This window comes from Rhodococcus sp. HM1, assembly GCF_023218075.1.
Lineage (GTDB): Bacteria > Actinomycetota > Actinomycetes > Mycobacteriales > Mycobacteriaceae > Rhodococcus.
In genome coordinates this window covers 1-582 of sequence record NZ_JALPTB010000199.1, presented here as the reverse complement: position 1 = coordinate 582, position 582 = coordinate 1, and the positions used below count along the sequence as shown (strand labels likewise).

Sequence of the window (582 nt, the reverse complement as noted above, 5' to 3'; positions counted from 1 at the left end):
AGCATGCGCAGCCGGGCCCTCCGCGAGAAGACGTGGCTTGTTCGGGTACCGCGATCAGGGCTGCAGCGGCCGGTTGTGCTCGTCCCGAACCTTGCCGGTGAGCATCATGATGCCGTCGATCAACGGCCAGATGCCACCGAGGCCGCAGGTCAGCCACACCACTGCGATCTGCGCGATCGCCAGGCCCGGCTGGTTGAGATAGAACCGGCCGGCGCCGAACGCACCGAGGAGGATCTCGAGCAGACCCGCGGTCATCCGCGACTTGTCCGAGTACGGCTCGCCGGTGAGCGGATCACGACCGTACGGCGCCGACGGGTCGGCGAAGCCGTAGCCGGGCGTTCCACCCGGGCCGTAGCCGGGGGCGGCGGCACCGTAACCGGGCGCGGCACCGTAGGGCTGCGGCGGCGGAGGCGGGGTCGGTCCCCCGAATCCTCCCGGTGCGCCGTAACCGGACTGGTCGCCCATCGGGTACTGCGGGTTCGGGGTGCCGTAGACGGGACCGGCCGGACCGCCGGGCTGCTGCGGCGCCGACGAGTAGTCGGACGGCGGCGGGTAGCTGGGCGTGGTGCCCCAGCCCGGGCC

The 582-nt window shown here is 72.5% G+C and carries 1 protein-coding gene; it reads right to left on the bottom strand.

The window, feature by feature from the left end; translation table 11 throughout:
- Positions 1-54 precede the first annotated feature (54 nt).
- Positions 55-582: TM2 domain-containing protein (locus M1M07_RS32400; protein WP_248676791.1), on the bottom strand; the 528-nt coding region annotated here is incomplete at its 5' end.